This is a genomic window from Pseudomonas sp. Kh14 (assembly GCF_900291005.1).
Taxonomy (GTDB): Bacteria; Pseudomonadota; Gammaproteobacteria; order Pseudomonadales; family Pseudomonadaceae; genus Aquipseudomonas; species Aquipseudomonas alloputida.
On sequence record NZ_OLKJ01000034.1, the window covers coordinates 496,851 to 515,918 of the forward strand.

Consider the following 19,068-nt stretch of genomic DNA (forward strand, 5'->3'; position numbering starts at 1 on the left):
TTGCCAAAGGAAACCAACCCGTCATGATTTTGCCTTGGCTGATCCTGATCCCCTTCATCGGCGGCTTCCTGTGCTGGCTGGGTGAGCGCTTCGGCGCCACCCTGCCGCGCTGGATCGCGCTGCTTACCATGTCCCTGCTGCTTGGCATCGGCCTGTGGCTGTGGGGTACCGGCGACTACACCCTTGCTCCCGCACCGGGTGCCGAACCGGCCTGGGCACTCGAATACAAAGTCGAGTGGATCAAGCGTTTCGGCATCAGCATCCACCTGGCCCTGGACGGCCTGTCGCTGCTGATGATCCTGCTCACCGGCCTGCTCGGTGTGCTGTCGGTACTGTGTTCCTGGAAAGAGATCCAGCGCCACGTCGGCTTCTTCCACCTCAACCTGATGTGGATCCTCGGCGGCGTGGTCGGTGTGTTCCTGGCCCTGGACCTGTTCCTGTTCTTCTTCTTCTGGGAAATGATGCTGGTGCCGATGTACTTCCTCATCGCGCTCTGGGGTCATAGCTCGGCAGACGGCAAGAAGACCCGGATCTACGCGGCGACCAAGTTCTTCATCTTCACCCAGGCCAGCGGCCTGATCATGCTGGTGGCGATCCTGGGCCTGGTGCTGGTCAACTACAACACCACTGGCGTGCTCACCTTCAACTACAGCGACCTGCTCAAGGCCGAGTTGCCAGCCGGTGTCGAGTACGTGCTGATGCTGGGCTTCTTCATCGCCTTCGCGGTGAAGCTGCCGGTGGTGCCGTTCCACTCCTGGCTGCCTGACGCTCACGCCCAGGCACCGACCGCAGGTTCGGTGGACCTGGCGGGTATCTTGCTGAAGACCGCGGCCTACGGCCTGCTGCGCTTCGCCCTGCCGCTGTTCCCGAACGCCTCGGCCGAGTTCGCGCCGATCGCCATGACCCTGGGCCTGATCGGTATCTTCTACGGTGCCTTCCTGGCCTTCGCCCAAACCGACATCAAGCGCCTGATCGCCTTCTCCAGCGTCTCGCACATGGGCTTCGTGCTGATCGGCATCTACTCCGGCAGCCAGCAGGCCCTGCAAGGTGCGGTGATCCAGATGCTGGCCCACGGCCTGTCGGCTGCGGCACTGTTCATCCTGTCCGGCCAGCTGTACGAGCGCCTGCACACCCGTGACATGCGCCAGATGGGTGGCCTGTGGCACCGCATCGCCTACCTGCCGGCCATCAGCCTGTTCTTCGCAGCGGCATCGCTGGGCCTGCCCGGCACCGGCAACTTCGTCGGCGAGTTCCTGATCCTGATCGGCAGCTTCGTGCATGTACCGTGGATCACCGTGATTGCCACCACCGGCCTGGTGTTCGGTTCGGTGTACTCGCTGATCATGATCCACCGCGCCTACTTCGGCCCGGCCAAGACCGACACCGTGCTGGCCGGCATGGACGGTCGCGAACTGATCATGGTTCTGGGTCTGGCGGTATTGCTGATCCTGCTGGGCGTGTATCCGCAGCCGTTCCTCGACACCTCTGCCGCCACCATGAGTGGTGTGCAGCAGTGGCTCGGATCCGCTTTCACTCAACTCGCTTCGGCCCGGTAAGAGCGCTATGGAATTCACCACTCAACACTTCATCGCATTGGCGCCGATGCTGATCACCACCATCACCACGGTGGTGGTGATGCTGGCGATCGCCTGGAAGCGCAACCACTCGCAGACCTTCCTGCTGTCCACCGTGGGCCTGAACCTGGCCCTGCTGTCGCTCCTGCCGGCGCTGAAGGTCGCGCCGCTGGCGGTCACCTCGCTGATCACCATCGACAAGTTCGCCTGCCTGTACATGGCGATCATCCTCATAGCAACGCTGGCCTGCGTCACCCTCGCCCACGCTTACCTCGGCGAGGGCTCCAAGGGTTTCCCGGGCAACCGTGAAGAACTGTACCTGTTGCTGCTGATGTCGGCCCTCGGTGGCCTGGTGCTGGTCAGCGCCAACCACCTGGCCGGCCTGTTCATCGGCCTGGAGCTGCTGTCGGTACCGGTCTACGGCCTGGTGGCGTATGCCTTCTTCAACAAGCGATCACTGGAAGCCGGCATCAAGTACATGGTGCTGTCGGCCGCAGGCTCGGCTTTCCTGCTGTTCGGCATGGCCCTGCTGTACGCCGACGCCGGCAGCCTGAGCTTCGACCAGATCGGCAAGGCCCTGGCTACCACCAGCATGCCAAGCCTGGTGGCCCAGCTGGGCCTGGGCATGATGCTGGTCGGCCTGGCCTTCAAGCTGTCGCTGGTACCGTTCCATCTGTGGACCCCGGACGTGTACGAAGGCGCTCCGGCGCCGGTCGCCGCGTTCCTGGCAACCGCCAGCAAGGTAGCAGTATTCGCCGTTGTCGTACGCCTGTTCATGCTCTCCCCTGCTGCCAGCAGCGGCGTGCTCAGCACCGTACTGGCGGTGATTGCCGTAGCCTCGATCCTGATTGGTAACCTGCTGGCGCTGACCCAGAGCAACCTCAAGCGTCTGCTGGGTTACTCGTCCATCGCCCACTTCGGTTACCTGGTCATCGCGTTGGTCGCCAGCAAGGGCCTGGCCCTGGAAGCCATGGGCGTTTACCTGGTCACCTACGTGATCACCAGCCTGGGCGCCTTCGGCGTCATCACCCTGATGTCCTCGCCATACGGCGGCCGTGACGCCGATGCCCTGTACGAGTACCGCGGCCTGTTCTGGCGCCGCCCGTACCTGACAGCGGTACTGACCGTGATGATGCTGTCGCTGGCGGGTATCCCGCTGACCGCCGGCTTCATCGGCAAGTTCTACATCATCGCTACCGGCGTCGAATCGCACCTGTGGTGGTTGGTCGGTGCGCTGGTGATCGGTAGCGCCATCGGCGTGTACTATTACCTGCGCGTCATGGTTACCCTGTACCTGGTCGAGCCGAACCTGCGTCGTCACGACGCCCCGCTCAAGTGGGAACAGCGCACCGGCGGTGTCATGCTGCTGGCTATCGCCATTCTCGCTTTCGTACTGGGTGTGTACCCGCAGCCCCTGCTGGAACTGGTTCAGCAAGCGGGCCTGCAACTGATCGGTTGATCACCCCGGCAGCCCCGGTAACAGAAAACACCCCGCCTAGGCGGGGTGTTTTTTTATCTACACGTTTTTCTACCTGCGCCCAATGGTGCCTCACTCACTCGGGCAGCCCTGGCCTGCGCCCGGCAACGCGGCCTTGCGCAAATCACCATTGGCCGAAGGCAGGTACACTTCCGGGTTGGGCATGCCGCTGGGGGAGAGTTCATGGGTCATTTCGAATTCGGCGCGCACTGACCAGCCACACGCCTCGGTGGTGCATTGCAAATAAGCGATTCGCAGGAAAATATGGCGCCCTTCGCTAGTACGTATGCGCATCCGGCTGTGGCAATGCGGGCAAACCAGCTTGTAAGTACTCACGGCAAGTACCTGCTAGCATTGCCCAGGCTAGCCTGTGTATCAGTATTGGCTGCAACTGTGGGTGTATTCTTCAATTTGATGGTTCTCATTGCAGAAGTGCTCCTTAAAACGCAGGGCTGTATTCATAACGAGTAGTTTAAGCCCATGGAATATCATTAAACCAGTCATGGATATTTGTTATGAGTACTCACATACTTGCTGAGGTGCTCACGCGCCTTAAGCTTCTCACTGGCGCAAACACTGATGCCGAGCTGTCACGTGCACTGTCGGTCAGCCCGCAAACGCTGAGTAGCTGGAAGGTTCGCGAAAGCATCCCTTACTCACTTTGCATAGACATCGCCAAAAAGCATGCATGCTCACTGGACTGGCTATTGCTGGGCCAAGCCGAGCACAACCCCGCCGGCCCAGATGATGCGGGCTGGGAGTGCGAGATGCTCGAACGGCTGCGCACGCTCTCGCACAGCGACCGCCAGGCCATCCTGCTGTTCATCAAGGACAAGCAGCGCATCCAGCAGTTGGAACAGCAACTGAGTGAGCTCGGCGGCGCAACCAATGGCTAACCCCGACGGCGCCAGCGCTGGATAAGCTCGCGCGGGTCAAGTGTATCCAGCCAGACCATGACCTTGAGGCTGATGGGGATCACCACTACAGCGGCCACGAATGCCGCCATGCCCCGGGTCAGCAATGGCACCAATGACGAAACCAGTGGCTCGAACAAATGGCCCACACCCACGGTCACGAATAGCAGCAGGAGTTTCTTGGCCAGCGTCAGGCGCCTGGCCTCACTGGTAATCAATCGATCGCGTGCCGCGCTCACCAACAATGCTCCCAGCAGCGCGGCGAACAGCACATCGCCATCCACCCCCAGGAACGTCACCAATGCCGGAGCCAGGTGGTCGAAAACAGATCGCTCAGGCATGCACTTGCCCTCCGCGCGGAACAGGCAGGCAGGCGGTTGAACCCAGGCTATACATGACCGCCGCTTCGACAAAACGGACGTAGCACACCCGCAAGGCACGCCCATGATCATGCCCGGCCACATCCTCGAGCCGCTTGTAGCCCCGCGCTCGCAGCACTGACCGCCAGCGGGCGAATTCCCGTGCTGCTTCGATGGCTGCGCAGCGCGCGGCCACTTCCAAAGCAGCGTCACTGACAGACCGCGGCAGTTGCAGGTGCTCACGCAACCTGCCCAGATCCACCCGCGGCCAGAACGGGTCGTGGCAATCGGCAAAGCGCGGTAGCCGAGGATCGTTGCTCATGCGCTACCCCCTTACTGCTCGGCCAGCATGCCGTAGCGAATGGCCTTTATCACAGCAGCCACCCGGGTAGGCACTTCGAATTTGCGCAGGATGTTGGACACGTGAAAGTTCACCGTCGACTCCTTGCATTCAAGGATCTGGCCGATCTCCCACGAGCTCTTGCCATAAGCACACCACAACAGCACTTGCTGTTCACGTGGCGTCAGGCGAACCGGGGCGTCCGCCAAGGGTTGCTGCGAGTGTCGAGCGTTGTCAGTCATGTTTGAACTCCACGGGTGATTGAGCGAGGCATTGCTGCCTACTTGCAGTCACCTTACGAAGCACAGGCCACCCACCTCCACCGCCGTGGTTTGTAAAGAACTTTCGTACAAGACCGCATGACGAAGGTTACGCACGATTTGCTGACTTTCTGCGTGCTCCAAGCCGCATTTCGCTCGTCTCAACGCCGTTGTCCATTCGCCTTTCGCCTGGAGTCGTACAATGCGTTCCGATTTACCCCTCTCGTCCTGCCTCGGTCTGCTGGCGGCCTTGGCTGCCACTCAGCCCGCCCTGGGGGCATCCTCGGTCGAATTGGGCCGAGTGCTGATCACCGATGAGGAGCAGAACGAGCTGACGGCAGCCAGCGAGCGCCTGCGTGAAATACCGGGAGCCAGCAACCTGGTGGACATGCAGCGCGTAGGGCAAGGCCGAGTGGCCAGCAACCAGGACGTGCTGGCCTACCAGCCTGGGGTATTCGCCCAATCGGCAGGCAACGACGGCATCAAGCTGTCGATACGCGGCTCGGGCCTCAACCGTGCGCCAGGGGCGCACGGTTCCGGCGTTTACACGATGTTCGACGGCCTGCCGCTGACAGGCCCGGGCGGCACGCCTTACGAATTGTTCGAACCCCTGTGGCTGAGCCGTGCCGAAGTGCTGCGTGGCGCCAATGGCTTTGACCAAGGCTCCCTGGCCTTGGGCGGTGCGATCAACTACGTCACCCACACCGGCTACGACGCGCCTGCACTGCAAGTACGCTACGAGGTCGGTAGCCGCGGCTACCAGCATCGGCACATCAGTTCGGGCCAGGTGCTGGGCAATCTCGACTATTACGTGGCCCTGACCGATTCGGAATATGACGGCTACCAGGCGCACAGCAGCGGCAGCGCCAAGGGCATTGCCGCCAATGTCGGTTACCGCTTCAACCCCAACCTGGAAACCCGCTTCTACCTGCGCTATCGGGAAACTGAAAACGAACTGCCAGGCCGCCTGACCAAGGACCAGATCAAGCACCACCCGCGCGCGGCCAACCCCAACTATCTGGCACGCGACGACAGCCGCCCGCAACCAGGCAGCACCTGGGTGGGCAACAAGACGACCTTCTACCTCGACGACGAGGCACGCCTGGAAGCCGGCCTGGTCTATCACGACTACCCGATGGATCTGCGCGAAGGCCCCATGCGCCTGAAGGTCGCCTACACCGATGTCAGCGGCACGCTGAACTATTTCCGCCGCGACACACTGTTCGGCCGCGAGAGCAAGACCACCGTCGGTTGGCGTACCACCAAGCACCTGCCCAACAGCGGCGCTTCGCAATTTACCCGCAATGGCGATGTGTTTGGCGAGCGCACCCGTGACTTCACCTACCAGGGCTCGGACACCGTGCTGCATGTTGGCAACGACCTGGAACTGGTCCCCAACCTGTGGCTGAGCACCGGCCTGGCCATGATCTACACGCGCCGCGAAAGTGACGTGACCTACCCCGCTGAAGGCGGCAAGGTGAGCATGCATGACTGGGACTATGCCCCCCGCCTGGGGCTGCGCTACGACATCCGCCCGGACTTGCAGGTGTACGGCAACCTGAGCCGTTCGGTAGAGCCGCCACACCCATGGTCGCTGATCTGGAGCGCGCCCAGCACAGGCGGCAAGCAGATCCAGCCGATCGAGATGCAAAACCAGACAGCCACCACCCTCGAACTGGGCGCCCGTGGCGACTCGGCCCTCGGCCGCTGGGACCTGGCCTGGTACTACTCGCAAGTACGCCACGAACTGCTGGCCGTTGAGGTAGTGCCAAATTTCACCTCGGAATTCAACGCCAGCGCTACCGTGCACCAAGGCGTGGAAGCCGGCCTCGACAGCACCCTGTGGGAGCGCGCGGGCACTGGCAAGCTGAGCTTGCGCCAGGCCTACACCTTCAGCGACTTCCACTACCGTGATGACGACACGTTTGGCGACAACCGTCTGCCCGGCATCCCCATGCACTACTACCAGGCCGAGCTGCGCTATGACTGGCCGAGCGGCTTCTATGCCGGGGTCAACACACAAATGGCTTCGAAGGTGCAGGTGGACTACGCCAATAGCTACCACGCCGATGAATATGCCTTGCTCGGCGCACGCGTTGGCTGGGACTCACCGAAACAGGACTGGCAGACCTGGCTGGACCTGCGCAACCTGACCAACCAGCGCTATGCAGCGACCGTGACGCCGGCCTACAACGACGCTGGCAAGGACAATGCCCGTTCGACACCGGGCGAAGGGTTTGGCGTATATGCGGGGGTATCCTACAGCTTCCGCTGACGGGTAGGAGCGGGTTTACCCGCGAATGCGTCGGCAAAGTCAATGACGCATTCGCGGGTAAACCCGCTCCTGCGGGGGGCGCTGCACAGCATGATTCGGGGTTCAGACCGCCCTGTTCAACTTCACCCATGAAGCAAACTTGTCGACAAACGCCTGCAAGAACGGTCGCGTCTTATCGTTGAGCTTGCCCGAATCCTCGAACAAGCTCGCCGCACCGCCAAGGTAAGCCTCGGGCATCTGCATGCAGGGCATGTCGAGAAACACCAGCGACTGGCGCACCGCATGGTTGGCGCCAAAGCCACCAATCGCCCCCGGCGACACACTCACCACCGCCGTCGGCTTGCCGCTCCAGGCACTTTGCCCGTAAGGACGCGAACCCACATCAATGGCATTTTTCAGGCAGCCCGGCACCGAGCGGTTGTATTCCGGGGTGACGAACAGCACTGCATCACTGCGGCGGATCTCATCGCGAAAACGCTTCCAGGTTTCCGGCGGTGCCTCGGCTTCGATATCTTCGTTGTACAGCGGCAGGTCGCCAATCTCGACGATCTTCAGCGCAAGACTGGACGGCGCCAGCTCCGAAAGTGCGCGGGCGACCTTGCGGTTGTAGGACTCCTTGCGCAAGCTGCCCACGACGACTGCTACCGAATACACCTGGCTCATGGCAATTCCAACCTTTGCGGGTTAAATAGACGTTGTAGTTATAGATGACCGTTCTCCGGCGCCTGAGTTTTTTTTTCCACAGGGCAAAAACTTCCGCATCTGTTTCACGGTCTATGCCTTCATACATTTCCTACGTAATTCAGAGGTTTCCACCCAAATGGCAGCAGTAATGGTCGGCCAATTCCACGCCCGTGACGCCGAAGGCCGCATCTACCCCGTGCACGAGTTTCAGGAATCCACCCTGCAACTCGACGGCAGCACGCTGGGCGCCCCCATCACCACCTACCGCCTGGCCATCGGCGACAAGGTCAACCACTTGGGTGAAAACCGTTTCGAGCTGGCACGTTCCGGCGTCGAGATCACGCGCATTCCGTGATGCAATCCACCGTGTAGCGGCCCCCTTCGTGCTGCAGGCCGTGCACATCGGCGACAAAGCCGGGAAAGCCCTGGTTGAATGCTCGGGCGAATGCCAGGTAATCAAGGATCGAGCGGGTCGCCTCGGTGAACCGCTCACCCGGCATGATCAATGGGATGCCAGGTGGGTACGGCACCAGCATCACCGCCGCCACACGCCCCAGCAGTGCCTCGATCGGCACCGCCTCCACTTCGCCACGCACCATCTTGTCATAGGCCTGGGCCGGGCTGACGGCCACCTCCGGCAAACGGGTGAACAGCCGCTTTAGCTGCTTGGCCGTGGCATTGGCGCGGTAGCAGTCATGTAACTGGTCGCACAGGTCGCGCAGGCCCATGCCCTGGTAGCGCAAGGCGTCGGCAGCCCCCACACTGGGCAGGCAGCTGCTGATTGGGGTGTTGCCGTCATAGTGGCGCTTGAACTCCAGCAGCTCGGTGAGCAAGGTGCTCCACTTGCCCTTGGTGATGCCCATGGAAAACAGTACCAGGAAGCTGTACAGGCCCGTTTTTTCCACCACCAGCCCGCGCTCCCAGAGAAACTTGCTGACTACCGCCGCCGGGATGCCGCGCGCGCCCAGCACACCGTCTGCGCTCAGGCCCGGCATTACCAAGGTTACCTTCAGCGGGTCGAGCAGCACATAGTCGGTCACCACTTCACCAAACCCATGCCATTGCGCCCCCGGCTGCAGCAGCCAGTCCTGCGCGGCCAGACGGGGCATGCCCTCGGCACTTGGCGGCTGCCAGATGCTGAACCACCAGTCCTCTGCGGCAATGTGCTCACGCAGGTTGGCCAGGGCACGACGAAAACTCAAGGCCTCGTCGAACATCTCCTGCAGCAGCGAGCGCCCAGCCGGCCCTTCCATCATGGTGGAAGCCACATCCAGCGAGGCGAGAATACTGTACTGCGGCGAGGTAGAGATGTGCATCATGAACGCTTCGTTGAAACGGTCCCGGTCCAGCTGCCGCCTGGCACCGTCCTGCACATGAATCATCGAGGCCTGGCTGAACGCCGCCAGCAGCTTGTGGGTGGAGTGGGTACTGAACACCAGCGGGCTGTCTGCCGCGCAGGCGGTGCCCATGGCGTAGCGCCCGGTGAAAAAGTCGTGGAACGCGGCATAGGCAAACCAGGCCTCGTCGAAGTGCAGCACCTCGACACTGGCACCCAGGGCCTGCTTGATCAGCCCGGCGTGGTAACACAGCCCGTCGTAGGTGGAGTTGGTCACTACCGCCAGCTTGATACGCTGCCCCCGATCCCGGGCAAGGGGGTTGGCCTGAATCTTCGCGGCGATCGCCTCGGGGCTGAACTCGCTGAGCGGGATCGGGCCGATGATGCCCAGTTCGTTGCGCTCCGGGCACAGGTACAACGGGATGGCACCCGTCATGATGATCGCGTGCACCACCGACTTGTGGCAGTTGCGGTCCACCAGCACCAGGTCGTCACGGCCGACCATGGCGTGCCAGACGATCTTGTTGGCCGTGGAGGTACCATTGATGACGAAGAAGGTGTGGTCGGCGCCAAAGTTGCGCGCCGCCCTGGCCTCGGCTTCGGCCAGCGGGCCTGTGTGGTCGAGCAGCGAACCCAGCTCCGGCACGGAAACGGACAGGTCCGAACGCAGGGTGTTTTCCCCGAAGAACTGGTGAAAGGCTTGGCCTACCGGGCTTTTATGATAGGCCACACCGCCACCATGGCCTGGAGTGTGCCAGGAATAGTTGGACTGCGCGGTGTGCTGCACCAGCGCCTTGAAGAACGGCGGCAGCAGGCCGTCGAGGTAGGTGTGTGCAGCACGCGCTACCTGGCGGGCGAGAAACGGCACGGTGTCTTCGAACAGGTAAAGGATGCCACGCAGCTGGTTGAGCTCGCTCATGGCTTCGGCGGGGGCATTTTCCAAGGTCACCTGCTCGCCCAGGGCGAAGATCGGCAGGTTGGGTGCACGCAAGCGGGCCAGGCCAATCAGCTCGGCCATGTTCTGCAACAGATGGGTGTCTCGCCAGCGCCTTCGGCCGCGATGAGCATGCAGGCCAGGCCGTGGTGGGTGGCGGCGACCAGCCGTGCTTCGGCGTGGTCAGCGGCGGCGAGAATGGCAAAGCCATCCTGGCGCAATTCCTCGGCGATGCCGCGCACACGCTCGCCAGCAACACTGTCGGCCTTGATGGCGCGGTGGACGATGAGGATCGGGAACTTGAGGTCCTTGTACATCAGGTGGCTACCTCCGAAGGACATGGCGTCCATTTCAGGGTAGTTGAGCCTTGTATTGCCTGTACTGGCCCTTTCGCGAGTGAAGCCGCCCCTACACCTGATTGGTGGTGGACACCGGTCGGTGATTGGACACAGGCGTCGTAGGAGCGGGTTTACCCGCGAAAGGGCCGGGCCTGCTGGCCAATCTGCCCCCCGCCATTCACCGCCGCAGGCGCCACCGTATTCGCGGGTAAACCCGCTCCTGCAACGATCTCCACTTCTGTTGCAGGGCGAAAGATCAGCCGGCTGGCGTCTCAGTCAGGGCCTGCCACAGCGAAGGCCCACCCGCCGACTTGGCAATGGCTGCCAGCCGCTCGGCATGCGCCTCCAGCTCTTCAGCGCTGGCCATGATCACCCGCCCCGGCGTACGCCCGACAATCCGGCGGATCTCGCTGCCGCCAGCGCCTTGCCCGTCCTCTTCGGCATCTGCCCCATTCCCAGCCAACGACAGGCTCGTCTGGCCACCGGTCATTGCCAGGTAAACGTCGGCCAGCAGTTCCGAGTCGAGCAGTGCGCCGTGCAACTCACGGCCCGAGTTGTCGATGTCGTAGCGTTTACACAGCGCGTCCAGGCTGTTGCGCTGCCCCGGGTGGCGCGAACGTGCCAGCAGCAGGGTGTCAAGAATGGTGCAGTGCTGCGAAATGTCAGCGCGGTCCTGCTGGCCCAGCAAGGCGAATTCGTTGTTGATGAAGCCAACGTCGAACGCCGCGTTGTGGATGACCAGCGTGGCGCCCTGGATGAACTGGAAGAACTCCTCGGCGACATCGCCAAACCGTGGCTTGCCGACCAGGAAGGCATCCGTGATGCCGTGAACGTTGATCGCGCCCTCGTCACTCTCGCGGTCGGGCTGCAGGTAGACGTGGAAGTGTCGCCCGGTCAGGCGCCGGCCGATGACCTCGACACAGCCGATCTCGATGATCCGGTGGCCTTCGCCAACCGGCATACCCGTGGTTTCGGTATCGAGAATGACGAACCGTTTATCTTGCTGCTGCTCCACGCGGGCGCTCCAACTTGCATCCGTTACAAAGGCCGCAATTGTACCCCAGCTCAACGCTGGGCGCGTACCTCATCGACCCCACGGTTGGCCAGCTGGTCGGCGCGTTCATTGCCGGGGTGGCCAATATGGCCGCGCACCCACTTCCAGGTTACCTTGTGGCGGTTGACCTGCTCATCGAGCTGCTGCCACAAGTCAGCGTTCTTCACCGGCTCCTTGGCGGCGGTCTTCCAGCCGCGCTTCTTCCAGTTGACCATCCATTCGTTGATGCCCTTCATCACGTACTGCGAGTCGGTGGTCAGCACCACCTCGCATTCACGCTTGAGCGACATGAGGCCCTGGATCGCGGCCATCAGCTCCATGCGGTTGTTGGTGGTCTCACGTTCGCCGCCCCACAGTTCCTTCTCGACGCCCTTGTAGATCATCAGCACGCCCCAGCCACCCGGGCCAGGGTTGCCCTTGCAGGCACCATCAGTAAACATCTCGACGCTATCGCTCATGTACCACTCTTGAATTCAGTGCTTGTCAGTTTCGGGGTTGGCTACGGTGCGGTTGACCTTCGCCAGTGGCAGCGGCAGCAGCTTGCCCATCGGCTCGCGACGTTCCGGCCGCAAAGGCCGCAGGCCTACCACCATCTTGCGCGCCACCAGCAGGTACACCCCGCCACCGGAGCCCTGCCAGCCGCCGGCCAGTCGTTCCCAGCCCTCCAGGCGTTGCTGCCAGGCCGGTGAGGCAAGCGGCGGACGATAGCACCCGAAGCGACGTTTCTCCAGCGCGAAGCCCAGCAGGTTGAGCCAGTCGCCCACCCGTGACGGCGAGATGCAGCGCGCCTTGCGCAGAGCACCGTGACTGAAGAAATGGCGCATGCCCCAGCTGCTCCAGGGGTTGATCCCCACGATCAGCAGGTGCCCGCCCGGGCGTACGGCACTGGCGGCCTCGCGCAGCAGGCCATGGGGTGACAGGCAGAAGTCCAGGCCATGCTGCAGCACCACCACGTCGGCAGCGTGCTCGCTCAACGGCCAGGCCTGCTCTTCGCAGACAATCTCCACACCCGGCAAGGGCGCACCAAGGCGCACGTTACGCTGCACCTGGGGGGCTCTGGGCGGTGGCTCGGCGCAGGGCCCGTAATGCACGAGATAGCCGCCAAAGAAGCGCCCGAGCTCTTCTTCCAGCAGTTTGTCCTCCTCCTTGAGCATCAGTTGCCCAAGTGGGCCGTTGAACCACTCACGGGCCAGGCTGATCAGCTCGACCCAGTCCGGGTCGGCCTGGGCAAAGGCTTGGTCGGTCATTGCGCTCTCCCTCGAAGGTTCTCCCACCGCGCCATCGCGGCTAAGATGCCCTCATGTGCCACGCTAGGCGAATCGGATCCGCACCATGATACAGATCGAAGCTCTCCCCGCTTTCTCCGACAACTACATCTGGTTGTTACAGGATACTGCCAAACGCCGTTGTGCGGTGGTCGACCCGGGCGATGCCGGCCCAGTGGAGCGCTGGCTGGCTGCCAACCCGGAGTGGGTGCTGAGCGACATCCTCGTCACCCACCACCACAATGACCATGTCGGCGGGGTGGAACGGCTCAGGCAATTGACCGGCGCACGGGTCTGTGGCCCTGCCAACGAGCGCATTCCCGGCCGCGACCTGGCCCTGGACGAAGGCGACAGGGTGGACGTACTGGGTGTGACGTTCCAGGTACTGGCGGTACCCGGCCACACCCTGGGGCATATCGCCTTCTTCAGCGACCAGCCAGCAACGCCCATCCTGTTCAGTGGCGACACCCTGTTCGCCGCCGGTTGCGGGCGCATGTTCGAGGGTACACCCGAACAGATGCAGCCCGCCCTCGCCCGCCTGGCGGCCCTGCCAGAGCAGACACAAGTGTACTGCGCCCATGAATACACCCTCAGCAACCTGCGCTTCGCCAAGGCTGTGGAACCGACCAACCCGCACGTTCAGCAACGCTTCGAGGACGTTACCCGTTTGCGCGCCGAAAATCGCATCAGCTTGCCCTCAACGATCGGCCTGGAGCGCCTGACCAACCCCTTTCTGCGTACCTCTGAAACATTAGTTAAACAAAAAGCAGACGAATGGAAGGGACATTCAAACACCTCGCATGTCGCTGTTTTTGCTGCCTTGAGGTCTTGGAAGGACACCTTCTGATAACCGCAAGATATATCGCAAGTGAGGGTAGAAGGTTGACCGGGGCCGGAGCGGTTTCTAGAATCGCCGAAATTTTTCGCCCGGATACCCGTGTCAGCCGATGTCTTCCCGTAGCCGCAGAACCTCTCATTCCGCCGCCCTGACGCGCCTGGCCCAAATCAGCGCGCTGGCCCTGGCCGCCACGCTGGTGGGCTGCCAGAGCACCCGTCAGCTCGACGAATCCGATAGCGTTCGCGCGCACAACTACCAGGCACGGATCAAGCACAAACCTTCACCGCTGCTGGTCAAGCCGGCCGAACAGGCGCCGCAGGATGTCTGGGAGCGCATGCGCCAGGGCTTCGCCCTGCAGGACAGCATCGACGTCAACCCGCGCATCGAGCAGCAGCGCTTGTGGTTCGCCAGCAACCCGACCTTCATCGAAAGCGCCGGGGAACGTGGCAGCCTCTACCTGCACTACATCGTCGAGCGCCTTGAAGAACGCGACATGCCGCTGGAACTGGCCCTGCTGCCAGCCATCGAAAGTGCCTACAACCCCATGGCCTACTCACGCGCCAGCGCTGCCGGCATGTGGCAGTTCATGCCGGCTACCGGTCGCCACTTCAACCTGCGCCAGACCAACTTCTATGACGGCCGCCGCGATGTCACCGCGTCGACCAACGCCGCGCTGGACTACCTGACCCGCCTGCACGACATGTTCAACGGCGACTGGCTGTTGGCCCTGGCGGCCTACAATGCCGGCGAAGGCACCGTCAGCCGAGCCATCGAGCGCAACGAAAGGCTCGGCCTGCCGACCGACTACTGGAACCTGCCGCTGCCACAGGAAACCCGCGACTACGTGCCCAAGTTGCTGGCACTGTCGCAGGTGGTGTCCACGCCAGAAGCCTATGGTGTCAATCTTACCCCGATCGCCAACGAACCGTACTTCGAAGCGGTGGCGATCAATGACCGCCTGGACCTTACCCGGGTCGCGGCCTTTGCCAACATCGACGAGGACGAGCTGATCCAGCTCAACCCGGCATTCAAGAAGCGCATGACCGTCGATGGCCCGAAACAGCTGCTGGTGCCCACCGCCAAGGCGCAGTTGCTCAGTGCCAGCCTGTCCAACCTCAACCCGGAGCAACTGGTCAGCCTGCAACCGCCGAAAGCAGCGTTTGCCCGGGCCGTGGCCGAAGCCAAGGCACCGACGGCGCGCAGCTACCGGGTCAAGCGTGGCGATAACCTGAGCGCCATCGCCAAGGCCAACCGTGTGTCGGTCAAGGACATCAAGCGCTGGAACCGTTTGTCCGGCAACAGTCTGCGTGCTGGCCAGGTTCTGGCCCTGCGCGGCGGCAGTGCACCGAGCGCCGCCGGCAACCGGGTTGCCGCCTCCGGGAAGCGCTCCACGCAATACAAGGTCCGCAAGGGCGACTCCCTGTACCTGGTGGCCAAGCGCTTCAATGTGGAAATGAAGCACCTCAAGCGTTGGAACCCACGCAGCGGCCATGCCCTCAAGCCAGGCCAGACCCTGACCGTCTACCTCGGGCATTGAGTCGTTACAGGGGCTGCTTTGCAGCCCATTCGCGGGCACGCCCGCTCCCACAGGTTTTTCACAGCCCTCAAAGCCGGTGCTGTACCTGTGGAAGCGGGCGTGCCCGCGAATAGGCCTGAAAACCCAGCCACTGGAAAACCCCAGCCCCTCTCTTTTTCCAACCCCACCAAGCTGTTACTGTACTCGATCAAAGCCCAACGCCTCTGGATCGGATGCCGACTTGATACGTCCCCTCCTGCTGTCACTCAGCCTGGCCTTGAGCTTTCCCGCAGCCGCGATGGTGAGCGAAAGCCACGGATACGCGCAGTTCGGCACGCTCAAGTACCCAGCCACCTTCACCCACTTCGACTGGGTCAACCCGCAAGCGCCCAAGGGCGGCACGTTGCGGGCCATGGCTTTTGGTACCTTCGACACGCTCAACCCCTACACCTTCAAAGGGTCGAGCCCGATTACCACGCCCAATTTCCAGCAGTACGGCATCAGCGAGCTGAACGAGCCACTGATGGTCGGCACGGGCCAGTACGACCCGTCCGGTGACGAGCCGACCTCCAGCTATGGCCTGATCGCCCGCTCGGTGGAGTACAGCGAGGACCGCAGCTGGGTGGTGTTCAACCTGCGCCCCGAAGCCCGCTGGCATGACGGCCAGCCCATCACCTCGGCTGACGTGGCCTTCTCGTACCGCACGCTGCTCAAGGATGGCCACCCGATCTACCGCACCAACCTGCAGGAAGTGCAGCGGGTGGACATCCTCGGCCCGCTACGCATCCGCTTCGTGTTCAAACGCGCCGGCAACCCGCTGCTGATCCTGCGTCTGGGCGAAATGCCGGTGCTGCCCAAACACTACTGGCAGAAGCGCGACTTCAAGGCCACCACCTTCGAGCCCCCCTTGGGCAGCGGGCCCTACCGCATCACCCAGGTACAACCCGGACGACGCCTGGTGTTTGAACGGGTGAAGAACTACTGGGGCAAAGACCTGGCGGTCAACCGTGGCAAGTACAATTTCAATCGGGTCGAATACGAGTTCTATCGTGACGCGACGGTGGCCTTCGAAGCATTCAAGGCCGGCGAGTTCGACATCTATATCGAGCACCAGGCAAAAAACTGGGCCAACGGTTACAACTTCCCTGCCGTGCGCCGGGGTGAAGTGATCAAGGCACAAATCCCGCACAGCATCCCCACGCAAACACAGGGCCTGTTCATGAACAGCCGCCGGGCCGCGTTCAGTGACCCGCGGGTACGCCAGGCGCTGGGGCTGATGCTGGACTTCGAGTGGACCAACCGCGCGCTGTTCAGCAGCGCCTACCGCCGCTCGACCAGCTACTACCCCAACAGCGAGTTCGCCGCCAGCGGCCTGCCCACCGGCAAGGAGTGGCTGCTGCTGGCGCCGTTCCGTGACCAGTTGCCGGCCAAGCTGTTCAGCGAACCGTACAAGGTCAGCCACACCGATGGCCGGGGTATCAGCCGCCAGACCCTGCGCCAGGCCCTGGGCCTGCTCGCCGAGGCCGGCTGGAAGCTGCACGGCCAGCGCCTGGTCGACAGCAAGGGCCAGCAATTGCGCATGGAACTGCTGCTGGTAAATCCCAACCTTGAACGCATCCTGCAACCTTATGTCGAAAACCTGTCCAGCATCGGCATCGATGCGCGCTTGCGCACCGTGGACCGTGCCCAGTACAAACAACGCCTGGACCAGTTCGATTTCGACATGATTCTGATGACCCTGAACCAGACCCTCAGCCCCGGCCTCGAACAGTGGCTGTACTTCCATTCCAGCCAGGCCGTGACAAAGGGCAGCAAGAACTATGCTGGGGTCAAGGACCCGGTGGTCGACCACCTGCTCGACACCCTGCTCGCCGCCCGCACCCGCGATGACCAGGTCGCCGCTGCCCGCGCCCTGGACCGCGTGCTCTCATGGCACTACTACATGATCCCCAACTGGTACCTCGACAACCATCGCCTGGCCTACCGCAACCGGTTCGCCTTCGTCACCACGCCGCCCTACACCCTTGGGCTGAACAGCTGGTGGATCAAGACTTCGGAGAAAGCCCAATGACGCCAACGCACCGTCTGCGCCGGCTGGCAGGCAGCCTGTTGCTCGCCTGCCTGAGCCTTCCCGCGCTGGCCGCACCGCAGCACGCGCTCACCCTTTACGATGAGCCACCCAAGTACCCCGCCGACTTCAAGCACTTCGACTACGTCAACCCGGATGCGCCCAAGGGCGGCACCTTCCGCCAGTCCAGCTTCGGCGGCTTCGACAGCCTCAACCCGTTCATCAACAAAGGCGTGGCGGCCGAGAACATCGGCATTATCTACGACACCCTGATGCGCCAGAGCCAGGATGAACCGTTCACCGAATACGGCCTGGTGGCCGGCAAGATCGAAAAGGCCCCGGACAACAGCTGGGTGCGCTTCTACCTGCGCCCTGAAGCGCGCTTCCATGATGGCCATCCGATGCGCGCCGACGACGTGGTGTTCACCTTCAACGCCCTGATCAAGGACGGCGCCCCGCTGTACCGCCAGTACTACGCCGACGTCGCCGAAGTGGTCGCCGAAGAACCGCTGAAGGTGCTGTTCAAGTTCAAGCACAAGAACAACCGCGAGCTGCCACTGATTCTCGGCCAGCTGCCGGTACTGCCCAAGCACTGGTACGAAAACCGCGAGTTCAACCGCGGCAACCTGGAAATCCCGTTGGGCAGCGGCCCGTACAAGGTCGCCAAGGTCAAGGCCGGGCGCTCGGTGCGCTACGAACGGGTCAAGGACTACTGGGCCAAGGACCTGCCCATCAACCGCGGCTTCTACAACTTCGATGCCATGACGTTCGACTCCTACCGCGACACCACCGTCGCCCTGGAGGCCCTCAAGGCCGGGGCATTCGACTATGGCCTGGAAGTCAGTGCAAAGAACTGGGCCACCGCCTACAACGTGCCCGCCGTGCGCGAAGGTCGCCTGATCAAGGAAGAGCTGCCCAACGGCAACCCCACCGGTATGCAGGGCTTCATCTTCAACATCCGCCGCCCGGTGTTCCAGGATGTGCGCGTGCGCCAGGCACTGAGCCTGCTGCTGGACTACGAGTGGACCAACAAGCAGCTGTTCAACGGCGCCTACACCCGTACCGGCAGCTACTTCGAGAACTCGGAAATGGCCGCCCGCGGCCTACCCAGCCCCAACGAGCTGAAAATCCTCGAACCACTGCGCGGCAAAGTGCCCGAGCAAGTATTTACCGAGGTCTTCCACAACCCGGTCAGTGACGGCAGCGGCATGATCCGCGAGCAACAGCGCCAGGCCTACAAGCTGTTGCAGGAAGCCGGCTGGAAAATCGTCGACGACAAGATGGTCGACGCCCAAGGCAAGCCGGCAAGCATCGAGTTCCTGCTCGCGCAGACCGAGTTCGAACGCATTCTGCTGCCGTTCAAGCGCAACCTTGCCGACCTCGGTATCGAGCTGAACATTCGCCGCGTCGACGTTTCGCAGTACATAACCCGCCTGCGCTCGCGTGACTACGACATGATCGTTGGCGGCTACCCGCAATCCAACTCGCCAGGCAACGAGCAGCGCGAGTTCTGGTCCAGCGCCGCCGCCGACAACCCCGGCAGCCGCAACTTCATCGGCCTGCGCGACCCGGCCATCGACCAACTGGTGGACCAGTTGATCAACGCCGACTCTCGGCAGAGCCTGATCGACCACTGCCGCGCCCTCGACCGCGTGCTGCTGTGGGGCTATTACGTGATTCCCAACTGGCACATCAAGACCTGGCGTGTGGCCTACTGGAACCACATCGGCCACCCGAACGTGTCGCCCAAGTACGACATCGGCATCGACACCTGGTGGATCAAGCCCGATGTAACCCCGGCGGTCAGCGAAGCGACTGCGGACGAGGCCAATTAAG

General features: G+C 62.6%; 17 protein-coding genes and 1 pseudogene. 9 read left to right on the forward strand and 9 right to left on the reverse strand.

The annotated features are described in order from the left end of the window. The first annotated feature begins 23 nt into the window (after positions 1-23). The gene (nuoM, locus tag FQ668_RS19605; protein WP_014590310.1) at positions 24-1,556 is read left to right on the forward strand and encodes an NADH-quinone oxidoreductase subunit M; all 1,533 of its coding nucleotides are present in this window, start codon (positions 24-26) and stop codon (positions 1,554-1,556) included. 7 nt (positions 1,557-1,563) lie between these two features. Then, the gene (gene nuoN, locus FQ668_RS19610; protein WP_003251449.1) at positions 1,564-3,033 is read left to right on the forward strand and encodes an NADH-quinone oxidoreductase subunit NuoN; all 1,470 of its coding nucleotides are present in this window, start codon (positions 1,564-1,566) and stop codon (positions 3,031-3,033) included. Positions 3,034-3,123: 90 nt separating this feature from the next. On the opposite strand, the gene FQ668_RS19615 is transcribed toward nuoN, so the two are convergent. Continuing rightward, positions 3,124-3,387, reverse strand: a complete 264-nt coding sequence (locus FQ668_RS19615; protein ID WP_004576942.1) for an ogr/Delta-like zinc finger family protein — start codon at positions 3,385-3,387, stop codon at positions 3,124-3,126. Between the two features lie 179 nt (positions 3,388-3,566). On the opposite strand from FQ668_RS19615, the gene FQ668_RS19620 reads away from it, so the two are divergent. Next, positions 3,567-3,947, forward strand: a complete 381-nt coding sequence (locus FQ668_RS19620) for a helix-turn-helix domain-containing protein (protein WP_014590309.1) — start codon at positions 3,567-3,569, stop codon at positions 3,945-3,947. Here the strand turns inward: FQ668_RS19620 and FQ668_RS19625 are convergent. The 3 genes from FQ668_RS19625 to FQ668_RS19635 are packed head-to-tail and all read right to left on the reverse strand — an operon-like array spanning position 3,944 to position 4,906. Beyond that, positions 3,944-4,306, reverse strand: a complete 363-nt coding sequence (locus FQ668_RS19625) for a hypothetical protein (protein ID WP_014590308.1) — start codon at positions 4,304-4,306, stop codon at positions 3,944-3,946. The genes FQ668_RS19620 and FQ668_RS19625 overlap by 4 nt on opposite strands. Next, positions 4,299-4,646: a head completion/stabilization protein gene (locus FQ668_RS19630; protein ID WP_019438099.1), complete on the reverse strand. Its 348-nt coding sequence runs from the start codon at positions 4,644-4,646 to the stop codon at positions 4,299-4,301. Before FQ668_RS19630 ends, FQ668_RS19625 begins: the two co-directional genes overlap by 8 nt. An 11-nt stretch (positions 4,647-4,657) precedes the next feature. Then, the gene (locus FQ668_RS19635) at positions 4,658-4,906 is read right to left on the reverse strand and encodes a helix-turn-helix domain-containing protein (RefSeq protein WP_003251454.1); all 249 of its coding nucleotides are present in this window, start codon (positions 4,904-4,906) and stop codon (positions 4,658-4,660) included. A gap of 220 nt (positions 4,907-5,126) precedes the next feature. On the opposite strand from FQ668_RS19635, the gene FQ668_RS19640 reads away from it, so the two are divergent. Then, complete coding sequence (locus tag FQ668_RS19640) at positions 5,127-7,199, forward strand: TonB-dependent receptor (protein ID WP_019438100.1); 2,073 nt, start codon at positions 5,127-5,129, stop codon at positions 7,197-7,199. Between the two features lie 102 nt (positions 7,200-7,301). Here the strand turns inward: FQ668_RS19640 and chrR are convergent, their stop codons facing one another. Beyond that, the gene (gene chrR / locus FQ668_RS19645) at positions 7,302-7,862 is read right to left on the reverse strand and encodes a class I chromate reductase ChrR (protein ID WP_014590305.1); all 561 of its coding nucleotides are present in this window, start codon (positions 7,860-7,862) and stop codon (positions 7,302-7,304) included. 157 nt (positions 7,863-8,019) lie between these two features. Here chrR and FQ668_RS19650 point away from each other — a divergent pair, with 157 nt between their 5' ends. Next, positions 8,020-8,238 (forward strand): hypothetical protein, encoded by a 219-nt coding sequence (locus FQ668_RS19650; protein WP_010954911.1) that lies wholly within the window; start codon positions 8,020-8,022, stop codon positions 8,236-8,238. Here the strand turns inward: FQ668_RS19650 and FQ668_RS19655 are convergent. The 4 genes and pseudogenes from FQ668_RS19655 to FQ668_RS19670 form a co-directional block, all read right to left on the reverse strand. Then, positions 8,222-10,470, reverse strand: a pseudogene (locus tag FQ668_RS19655) (Orn/Lys/Arg decarboxylase N-terminal domain-containing protein). The gene FQ668_RS19650 and the pseudogene FQ668_RS19655 sit on opposite strands and share 17 nt — an antisense overlap. Positions 10,471-10,747: 277 nt before the next feature. Then, positions 10,748-11,506 carry a DNA polymerase III subunit epsilon gene (gene dnaQ, locus FQ668_RS19660; RefSeq protein ID WP_014590303.1) on the reverse strand — a complete coding sequence of 253 codons (759 nt, stop codon included), beginning with the start codon at positions 11,504-11,506 and terminating at the stop codon, positions 10,748-10,750. Between the two features lie 50 nt (positions 11,507-11,556). Continuing rightward, positions 11,557-12,003: a ribonuclease HI gene (rnhA, locus tag FQ668_RS19665; RefSeq protein WP_003251460.1), complete on the reverse strand. Its 447-nt coding sequence runs from the start codon at positions 12,001-12,003 to the stop codon at positions 11,557-11,559. A gap of 15 nt (positions 12,004-12,018) precedes the next feature. Then, positions 12,019-12,792, reverse strand: a complete 774-nt coding sequence (locus FQ668_RS19670) for a class I SAM-dependent methyltransferase (protein WP_014590302.1) — start codon at positions 12,790-12,792, stop codon at positions 12,019-12,021. Positions 12,793-12,877: 85 nt separating this feature from the next. Here FQ668_RS19670 and gloB point away from each other — a divergent pair, with 85 nt between their 5' ends. From gloB to FQ668_RS19690, 4 genes are all read left to right on the forward strand, one after another. After that, positions 12,878-13,657 (forward strand): hydroxyacylglutathione hydrolase, encoded by a 780-nt coding sequence (gene gloB / locus FQ668_RS19675; RefSeq protein WP_014590301.1) that lies wholly within the window; start codon positions 12,878-12,880, stop codon positions 13,655-13,657. A 100-nt stretch (positions 13,658-13,757) separates the two neighbouring features. Further along, complete coding sequence (locus tag FQ668_RS19680) at positions 13,758-15,185, forward strand: lytic transglycosylase domain-containing protein (protein ID WP_014590300.1); 1,428 nt, start codon at positions 13,758-13,760, stop codon at positions 15,183-15,185. Positions 15,186-15,405: 220 nt separating this feature from the next. Continuing rightward, positions 15,406-17,235: an extracellular solute-binding protein gene (locus FQ668_RS19685; protein WP_041166876.1), complete on the forward strand. Its 1,830-nt coding sequence runs from the start codon at positions 15,406-15,408 to the stop codon at positions 17,233-17,235. Then, positions 17,232-19,067: an extracellular solute-binding protein gene (locus tag FQ668_RS19690; protein ID WP_053868046.1), complete on the forward strand. Its 1,836-nt coding sequence runs from the start codon at positions 17,232-17,234 to the stop codon at positions 19,065-19,067. Before FQ668_RS19685 ends, FQ668_RS19690 begins: the two co-directional genes overlap by 4 nt. Position 19,068 lies beyond the last annotated feature (1 nt).